The following is an 8,474-nucleotide window of genomic DNA, read 5'->3' as shown; positions in this document are numbered from 1 at the left end:
CTGATCGCCATACAGAAGTCAGCAGACGGCATAGTAGCTGGCGAATGTCAGTGAAGGCCTGAACGGTACAGAGTGGTGAATAGTTTCTGTTATTCGATACACCGGACGCAGACAAATCCAGCAAACACTGGAACTCATGCCAAGTGGTCACGGCGGAACCGGAGGCTGCGACGTTATGAGGGCTGAGGTTGTGTCGGCATCACAGGATTACGAAAGCCCGGCAAGCGATACAGGCTTGATGGCACGTATCGCCCACCCCAATAATCTGAAGAAAGCCTTTCAGCGAGTAAAACGCAACAAAGGAGCGGCAGGCATTGACCGCATGACAGTGGAAGACCTGTTCACGTATTTACAAGGGCATGGTCGTCAACTGAGGCAGTGTTTGAGCAGAGGGTTGTGGAAACCCACTCCAGTAAGAAGAGTTCTGATTCCCAAGCCGGACGGAGGAGAGCGAAAGTTGGGTATACCAACAGCTCTTGATCGAATGGTGCAGCAGGCAATACAACAAGTATTGCAGGCAGAGTGGGAGCCAAGGTTCTCGGCTTACAGCTACGGATTTAGGCCCTATAGGTCTGCACATCAGGCTATCAGTCAGGCTCAGTTGTATATGAAGGATGGTTACAACTGGGTGGTGGATATTGATTTGTCGAAGTTTTTCGACCGGGTCAACCATGATCGACTGATGGCAAAGTTGGCAGAGCATATAGAGGACAAGGATGTATTGCGTTTGATTCGTCGATTCCTGAAGTCCGGAGTGATGGAAAACGGGCTGGTAAAACCGCAAGCGGAGGGTGTGCCACAGGGAGGTCCCCTGTCTCCTGTACTTTCAAACATAGTATTGGACGAACTTGACAGAACGCTCGAAAATCGAGGTCTGCGATTTGTTCGGTACGCTGACGACTGTCGTGTGTTTGTTAAAAGTAAGAAGGCAGGGGAAAGGGTGATGGCCAGTCTGGTCAAGCTGATCGAGGGTAAAATGAAACTGAAAGTCAATCACACAAAGAGCGCGGTTGATCGGGCATGGAAGCGCCCCTTTCTGGGGTACAGTTTTACCCGAGACGGCAGGAAAACCCTTGCGACAAAGAGTGGCAAGCGCTTCAAGGATAAAATCAGACAGCTAACCCGAAAGGGAGGTCGATCCCTTGAGCAGAGGCTGGAAGGACTCAACAGGTACTTGCAGGGATGGAAGAACTACTTCCGAGAAGTAGAAACCCGCACAGAGTTTGAACACTTTGACTGTTGGATAAGAAGGCGGTTGCGAAGTCTGCTCTGGTATCAATGGAAGAGAAGCCCAAAGCGGTACAAGGAACTGCGAAAGCAGGGAATCAGTGACAAACTGACAAGGCAAACGGTAGCTTCAGGAAAAGGACATTGGCGAGTGAGCCGGAGTCCTGCGTTACACATGGCGCTACCCAATAGTTGGTTTGATAAGTTAGGTTTAATCAGATTGTTGGCCGCTTAACTGGCCGAAACGCCCAGTACGGACCCGTATGCTGTGGTGTTGTGGGAGGAGCGTAGCCGTGAGGCTACGCCCTATCCCGATCCATCTATCATGCTGCAAAGTCTGATTTTTGTAGCGTATGCATTCCCACGCTGGAGCGTAGGAACGAGGTTTAGGGACCACTTGTGCAACCATCTTCAATGCTCCGGTCATCCTGAGCTTGTCGAAGGATGTGGGCAAGGCTCTTCTTGTTCCTACGATCCCTCGCGGGAATGAATACCCGTCATTCTGCAAAGTGGTATAGGTTTCCACGAAGGCAAACATCAGGAGGTGGGGAGTGCGGCTCTAATTGCTCTTCTGGGGAGCTATTATCACTCCTCAGAGTCCACTATGAGCTGGACTGATTAGCCCAAAAACGCCTGATAAGCCTGATTATCTGTCTCTTCACAATAGTGATAGCCCAGCTCTTCCAAAAAGCTGGTCACATGCTGACGGTCATTCTGGGGAATATCCAGACCCACCGCAACACGACCATAGGCGGCACCGTGATTCCGGTAATGGAACATGCTTATATTCCAGCGGGCACCCAGTTTGTTCAGAAAGTTGAGCAGGGCGCCGGGGCGTTCCGGGAACTCAAAACGGTAAACCACTTCATTCTGAACAGCTTTGCTGTGTCCACCAACCATATGGCGAATATGCAGTTTAGCCATTTCATTTTCGGTGAGGTTGTCTACTGGGTAACCTTTATTTTTCAACTCATTGATTAAATTATCGATGGGCATCTGATCAGGGTGAACCTGAACCCCTACAAAGATTTTTGCATTTTTTGGGTCGTGGAAGCGGTAGTTGAACTCAGTGATATTCCTTTTACCCAGAGTCTCGCAGAACTTTTTGAAGCTGCCTGGTTGCTCAGGGATAGTGACTGCAATAATTGCTTCTCGCTTTTCACCGAGTTCAGCACGTTCTGAAACGTAACGTAGTCGGTCAAAGTTGATATTGGCACCACTGGCTATAGCCATCAGTTTCTGATCACTGGCACCTGTTTTGCTGACGTATTTTTTTAAGCCCGCCAGCCCAACCGCTCCGGCAGGCTCGCAAACTGAGCGAGTGTCATCAAAAATGTCTTTGATGGATGCGCAAATTTCATCTGAGCTGACAGTGATCACATCATCAATGTATTCTCGACAAAGCTTGAAGGTCTCTTCACCAATTTGGGCTACTGCAATACCGTCAGCAAATATCCCCACATGAGAGAGTTTCACCCGCTCATCTGCTTCCAGTGCCGCTTTCAGACAGGCTGATTCTTCATACTCAACGCCAATGACTTTGATGTCCGGGCGCAGGTATTTGATATAAGTTGCGATACCTGCTGCAAGGCCGCCTCCGCCAACAGGAACAAAAATGGCGTCGAGCTGGCCGGTATGCTGACGTAGAATCTCCATGCCGATCGTACCCTGACCAGCTATGGTGTATGGATCGTCGTATGGGTGGAGAAAGGTGTAGCCTTTTTCTTCAACGAGTTTTAAAGAGAAGTCCAGCGCTTGGTCAAAGGTGTCACCATGAAGGATGACTTTGGCCCCCCTTGCTTCGCAGGCCTTGTATTTGATCTCAGGAGTAGTACTGGGCATCACGATTACCGCTTCAATACCCATGGTTTTGGCTGCCAAAGCCACCCCCTGGGCGTGATTGCCGGCCGAGGCGCAAGTGACGCCCCGTGCCTTTTCTTCAGCAGTTAGTTGGGCCATCTTGTTGTAGGCGCCCCGTATTTTGAAAGAAAATACCGGCTGAAGATCTTCACGTTTCAACAAAACCTGATTATTCAGGCGTTGGCTGAGAGAAGGTGCCTCGTGAATTGGAGTCTCAATCGCCACATCATAAACTTTGGCTTCGAGTATCTTTCTTATGTACTGATGAGGCATGGGACTTCACTTTCGTATTGACTGTTCTTGGTTCGACCGATTCTAAACAGCCCTGTGCGCAAGAAACAATCTTTTATCGTATTCATATGATAAAAGGTTTGTGGGAATAGAGCATTTAGTTCAGCGAGGGATTGTTTCTGAGAGTATAATCCCTCGCTTCATTGTATATGACCGCAAGGTAGAGACATGACCCAGGACGAGCTGAAGAAGGCGACTGCCGAGGCTGCATTACAGCGAATTCTCCCTCATCTTGAAGATGATATGATCATCGGAATTGGTACCGGATCCACTGCTAATTTCTTTATTGATGCACTGGCTGAGCATAGAAACAGTTTTGACGGTTGCGTGGCCAGTTCGGAGGCTTCTGCAGATCGTCTGAAGCAACATGGAATCCCTGTTTATGATCTGAACAGCGTCAGTGAACTGCGCTTTTATATTGATGGGGCTGATGAAACGAATGAACATCTGCATCTGATCAAGGGTGGGGGCGCAGCTCTAACCCGTGAAAAGATCGTAGCGGCTGTGTCCAAAGAATTTATCTGCATTGCAGATGGCAGTAAAAAGGTAGGGGTTTTGGGTGAGTTTCCTCTGCCTGTTGAGGTGATTCCCATGGCTCGCAGTCATGTAGCCCGCGAGCTGGTCAAACTGGGCGGTGACCCTGCCTATCGCGAAGGGGTTATGACAGACAACGGTAATATCATTCTGGATGTATGGAATCTGAAGATTACTGATGCTGTTGCGTTAGAACAGAAAATAAACCAGATAGTGGGTGTCGTAACCAATGGTTTGTTTGCTGCCAGACCTGCTGATGTGCTGTTGTTGGGTACTGCTGAAGGGGTAGAGACAATCAAGCCCTGAATGATGATGAGCCGGGTGTAACCCCGGCCATTTTCCTGACATCTACCATGAAAAATTATTGACCATAGATGCGGATGAATAATTATTTCTTTCGCTCATGGCTGTTAGAAAATGGCATTCAAAAAGAAGTGAAGTGAAGCCAGAACACTGCCTAAAGAAAGTGACAGTAAAATCAGTTCGCCGGTTTCCAATTCGTGGTTCTGAGTATTGTGCTGTTTCATATCCATACTGCTTCTCCCTACATCTTATTTTGAGTATTCCCTTGCTGGATGTTTTCACTCTAGGTATTGATCGGTCCTATAGCCTTACTGCGTTGGTCGGTCTTTAGACTGAAGTCGAAGAAAAAAGTGTAGAAAAAGAGCTGTTATGACTGAAAAAAATCCTTAATATAGCTTTTTGAGAGCAAGAAGGATTTAAATAATAATTAAATGGAATTAGGTCCTTTCCAAGAGAACAGCACATGATAAAAAAAATGAATAAAACACTGGCCGCTCTGGCTGTATCTGCAGCCGTAGCAGGGGTATCAGGCCTCGCACAGGCAGCTGACACTATCAAAATTGCCCTGGCTGGCCCGGTTACTGGTCCTGTCGCTCAGTATGGCGATATGCAGTTCACTGGCGCCAAGATGGCTGTTGAGCAGATCAACCAACAGGGAGGCGTTAACGGTAAACAACTGGAAGCAGTGGTTTATGACGATGCCTGTGATCCCAAGCAAGCCGTTGCCGTTGCCAATAAGATCGTAAATGACGATATCCGGTTTGTAGTAGGACACCTGTGTTCCTCTTCTACTCAGCCAGCGTCCGACATCTATGAAGATGAAGGCGTTCTTATGATCACTGCCGCTTCTACTAACCCCGGTATCACCAGCCGAGGCTATGAGCTGGTATTTCGCACAATCGGTCTTGATAGCCTGCAAGGGCCTACTGCAGGAAACTACATCGTAGAAAGCGTTAAGCCCAAGCGTATGGCGGTCATCCACGACAAGCAGCAATACGGTGAAGGCATAGCTACAGCGGTTAAAAATACCGTTGAAAAAGCGGGTGTTGATGTCGCTGTCTTTGAAGGTGTTACGCCGGGTGATAAAGATTTTTCAGCGTTGATTGCCAAGCTGAAAAAAGAAAATGTGGATTTTATTTACTATGGCGGGTACCACCCGGAGCTGGGCTTGATTCTGCGTCAAGGTGCCGAAAAAGGTCTTAAAGCCAAGTTCATGGGGCCAGAGGGTGTTGGTAACAAGGACATCTCTGCGATTGCCGGACCAGCTTCAGAAGGACTTCTGGTCACACTGCCCAAGAGTTTCGACCAGGACCCAGCCAATGCGAAGCTGGTTGCTGCGTTCAAAGCTAAGGGCGAAGACTCCACGGGGCCTTTCGTATTCCCTTCCTACTCTGCTGTTCAGGTGATGGCAGAAGGCATGAAGCTGACCAAGAGTGAAAATCCAGACAAAGTAGCTGGCGCTCTGCGTTCAAATACTTTCGCTACACCAACAGGCAACCTGGCTTTTGATAACAAAGGTGACCTGAAAGACTTCAGTTTTGTTGTTTATGAATGGCATGCTGATGGCACCAAATCGGTCGCCAAGTAAGTAGTTGCCGGAGTGTGAAATACCGCAGGCTTAATCGTGATGGTATTTCCATTCGAAAGGGAATGGTTGCTCTCTGGGCCGACACTGAACTGTTCAGTAGTCGGCCTTACTGCTTCTGTCTGGTTAAATGGTTGAGACAGAGCAGGCAGGCGCCCTTTTTGAAGACTCACCGTGTTGCAACATTCCTTCTTAAACAGCCATGAACGATGGAAATAATTTTTATCACCTTAATGGATAAAAATTATTCTCAGTCAAAATAACAAAATGCAGTACCTAGCCTGATATGGAACAGCCCTGAGCTAGAAAACTCAGCTTGCTCTGAACTATTAAAATAGCGTTAGAACATGTCATAGCTGAATTTTCATGAAAACAGTTCCAGGCGACGGAGAATTATAAATATGCCTGAGTCTTTTTTTTATTTTATTCAACAGCTGTTGAATGGCCTGACAGTGGGCAGTACCTATGCCCTGATAGCCATCGGCTACACCATGGTTTACGGCATCATTGGCATGATCAATTTTGCCCATGGTGAAATCTATATGATTGGTAGCTACATCGCCTTTGCGGTATTAGCAGCACTGGCGATGATGGGTATTGACAGTGTTTCGCTGATGCTTATCTCTGCTTTTGTCATCAGTATCATCATCACAAGTACTTATGGGTTTGCTGTTGAACGGGTTGCATATAGACCCTTGAGAAACAGTAATCGTCTGATAGCACTTATCTCTGCTATCGGTATGTCCATTTTCCTGCAGAACTATGTTCGGTTGGCCCAGGGGTCAAGGGACATTGCCATGCCCAGTATGATCAGTGGTGGCTGGACCTTTGGTCCCGAAGATGGTTTTCATGCAACTGTGTCGTATATGCAGTTAATCATTTTTGTAGTGACTTTTATCTCTATGACAGCTCTGACTCTGTTTATATCCAAATCAAAAATGGGACGAGCCTGCAGAGCCTGTGCTGAAGATCTGGGGATGACTGGGCTGCTGGGTATCAATACTCATCAGATTATTTCTATGACTTTTGTTATTGGTGCGGCTCTGGCTGCAGTAGCAGGCGTCTTACTGGGAATGTATTACGGAGTAATCAATCCCTATATAGGTTTTATGGCCGGTCTTAAAGCGTTTACAGCAGCGGTTTTGGGAGGAATCGGAAGTATCCCGGGTGCAGTTCTGGGTGGCTTGATCTTAGGCATTACAGAAGCGTTTACGGCAGGTTATTTTAGCTCTGAATATAAAGATGTTGTGGCTTTTAGCCTTCTGGTTCTGATTCTTCTGTTCAGGCCAACAGGGATTCTGGGCAAGCCGGAGGTTGAGAAAGTATGAAGTCCTTACGCTTTACTCCAGCCATTCTTTCAACGGTGGTATTACTGGTATTAACCAGTTTAATGCTGGGTATTCGTCTGGAACCTTCGGGCATTGGGCTGAAAGTGACAGTGGCTGATGCCTCTTCACTGTATTGGATTGCGGCAGGCGCCGTTGCTGTTTTCTTTTTCCAGCTATTTCGCGCGCCGATTGATCAGGGATTATCGGGTGTCAAACAACGACTGCCTTCTGTTAAAACAGATCCATTGAAACAGCTCGCAGATAAAAAAAGCGTTAAAACAACACTGGTTTGTTTTGCAGTTGCCGGGTTGATGATTTGGCCCTTCTTTGTTTCGAGGGGGGCTGTGGATCTCGCAACATTGGCCCTGATCTACGTCATGCTGGGTTTAGGGCTTAACATTGTCGTGGGTCTTGCAGGCCTTCTTGATCTTGGATATGTCGGCTTTTACGCAGTCGGTGCTTACAGCTATGCATTATTAAATCAGTATCTGGGGCTCGACTTCTGGAGCAGTCTGGTACTGGGCGGCATTCTGGCAGCTTTTTTTGGGTTTGTACTGGGGTTTCCAGTGCTCAGGCTTCGGGGAGACTATCTCGCTATTGTGACTTTGGGCTTTGGCGAAATCATTCGAATCCTGCTTAACAACTGGACATCATTGACCGGTGGCCCCAACGGAATCAGCCAGATTCCCAAGCCTACTCTGTTTGGTCTTGAGTTTGGGCGAAGGGCGAAAGAAGAGGGGAATGTTCCCTTTCATGAATACTTTGGCATTGATTACAGCAGTACGTATAAGGTGATTTTCCTGTATATACTCGCTGTACTTTTGGTTATAGCGACTCTCTTTGTCATTAACCGTTTATTGCGCATGCCTATTGGCAGAGCTTGGGAAGCTTTACGTGAAGACGATATCGCCTGCCGTTCTTTGGGGTTGAATCCCACCGCCATTAAACTTTCTGCATTCACTATTGGTGCCGCATTTGCTGGCTTTGCGGGTACCTTCTTTGCTGCTCGCCAGGGTTTTATCAGCCCGGAGTCGTTCACCTTTATTGAGTCCGCCATCATTCTGGCCATCGTGGTTCTTGGCGGTATGGGATCTCAGGTAGGCGTTATCCTTGCGGCTGTGATCATGACAGTGTTGCCTGAGTTTGCTCGTGAATTTCAGGAATACCGGATGCTGATGTTTGGATTGATGATGGTCTGCATGATGGTATGGCGTCCAGAGGGACTGATGCCCATGAAACGACCTCATATCAAAATAAAATCCGGCAAGTCTGAGAACGAAAGTTCCGTTAAGACTGCACCAGTCGCTGAAAGCCTTTAGTGCATTCAGCTTATAGAGAGGGTGAGG

At 47.7% G+C, this 8,474-nt stretch carries 7 protein-coding genes; 5 read left to right on the top strand and 2 right to left on the bottom strand.

Annotated elements, in window-relative coordinates:
* Positions 1 to 136: 136 nt before the first annotated feature.
* Positions 137 to 1,462, top strand: a complete 1,326-nt coding sequence (ltrA, locus tag GZ78_RS04520) for a group II intron reverse transcriptase/maturase (RefSeq protein WP_201772648.1) — start codon at positions 137 to 139, stop codon at positions 1,460 to 1,462.
* Positions 1,463 to 1,845: 383 nt separating this feature from the next.
* On the opposite strand, the gene ilvA is transcribed toward ltrA, so the two are convergent.
* Complete coding sequence (gene ilvA / locus GZ78_RS04515) at positions 1,846 to 3,360, bottom strand: threonine ammonia-lyase, biosynthetic (protein ID WP_034833087.1); 1,515 nt, start codon at positions 3,358 to 3,360, stop codon at positions 1,846 to 1,848.
* Between the two features lie 186 nt (positions 3,361 to 3,546).
* On the opposite strand from ilvA, the gene rpiA reads away from it, so the two are divergent.
* The gene (rpiA, locus tag GZ78_RS04510; protein ID WP_034833084.1) at positions 3,547 to 4,218 is read left to right on the top strand and encodes a ribose-5-phosphate isomerase RpiA; all 672 of its coding nucleotides are present in this window, start codon (positions 3,547 to 3,549) and stop codon (positions 4,216 to 4,218) included.
* A gap of 104 nt (positions 4,219 to 4,322) precedes the next feature.
* Here the strand turns inward: rpiA and GZ78_RS30590 are convergent, their stop codons facing one another.
* The gene (locus GZ78_RS30590; RefSeq protein ID WP_269078733.1) at positions 4,323 to 4,445 is read right to left on the bottom strand and encodes a hypothetical protein; all 123 of its coding nucleotides are present in this window, start codon (positions 4,443 to 4,445) and stop codon (positions 4,323 to 4,325) included.
* A 233-nt stretch (positions 4,446 to 4,678) separates the two neighbouring features.
* Between GZ78_RS30590 and GZ78_RS04505 the strand changes: the two genes are divergently transcribed.
* The 3 genes from GZ78_RS04505 to GZ78_RS04495 all read left to right on the top strand — a co-directional run bounded on the left by GZ78_RS04505 (position 4,679) and on the right by GZ78_RS04495 (position 8,447).
* Entirely contained in the window at positions 4,679 to 5,803 is a 1,125-nt protein-coding gene (locus tag GZ78_RS04505) for a branched-chain amino acid ABC transporter substrate-binding protein (RefSeq protein WP_330217596.1), read from the top strand.
* Between the two features lie 398 nt (positions 5,804 to 6,201).
* On the top strand, positions 6,202 to 7,128 hold the full coding sequence (livH, locus tag GZ78_RS04500; protein ID WP_034833083.1) for a high-affinity branched-chain amino acid ABC transporter permease LivH: 927 nt from the start codon (positions 6,202 to 6,204) through the stop codon (positions 7,126 to 7,128).
* On the top strand, positions 7,125 to 8,447 hold the full coding sequence (locus GZ78_RS04495) for a high-affinity branched-chain amino acid ABC transporter permease LivM (RefSeq protein WP_034833081.1): 1,323 nt from the start codon (positions 7,125 to 7,127) through the stop codon (positions 8,445 to 8,447). The genes livH and GZ78_RS04495 overlap by 4 nt, the downstream gene beginning before the upstream one ends.
* Positions 8,448 to 8,474 lie beyond the last annotated feature (27 nt).

It is taken from the genome of Endozoicomonas numazuensis, assembly GCF_000722635.1.
GTDB classification, from domain to species: Bacteria; Pseudomonadota; Gammaproteobacteria; order Pseudomonadales; family Endozoicomonadaceae; genus Endozoicomonas_A; species Endozoicomonas_A numazuensis.
The sequence above is the reverse complement of the archived record's forward strand: the minus strand, read 5'-3'. Positions and strand labels throughout refer to the sequence as shown.

Bases quoted from the DNA above. Each gene is read 5' to 3' on its own strand.
- ltrA (WP_201772648.1), top strand. From the start codon at position 137: ATGCCAAGTGGTCACGGCGGAACCGGAGGCTGCGACGTTATGAGGGCT.
- ilvA (WP_034833087.1), bottom strand. From the start codon at position 3,360: ATGCCTCATCAGTACATAAGAAAGATACTCGAAGCCAAAGTTTATGAT.
- rpiA (WP_034833084.1), top strand. From the start codon at position 3,547: ATGACCCAGGACGAGCTGAAGAAGGCGACTGCCGAGGCTGCATTACAG.
- GZ78_RS30590 (WP_269078733.1), bottom strand. From the start codon at position 4,445: ATGGATATGAAACAGCACAATACTCAGAACCACGAATTGGAAACCGGC.
- GZ78_RS04505 (WP_330217596.1), top strand. From the start codon at position 4,679: ATGATAAAAAAAATGAATAAAACACTGGCCGCTCTGGCTGTATCTGCA.
- livH (WP_034833083.1), top strand. From the start codon at position 6,202: ATGCCTGAGTCTTTTTTTTATTTTATTCAACAGCTGTTGAATGGCCTG.
- GZ78_RS04495 (WP_034833081.1), top strand. From the start codon at position 7,125: ATGAAGTCCTTACGCTTTACTCCAGCCATTCTTTCAACGGTGGTATTA.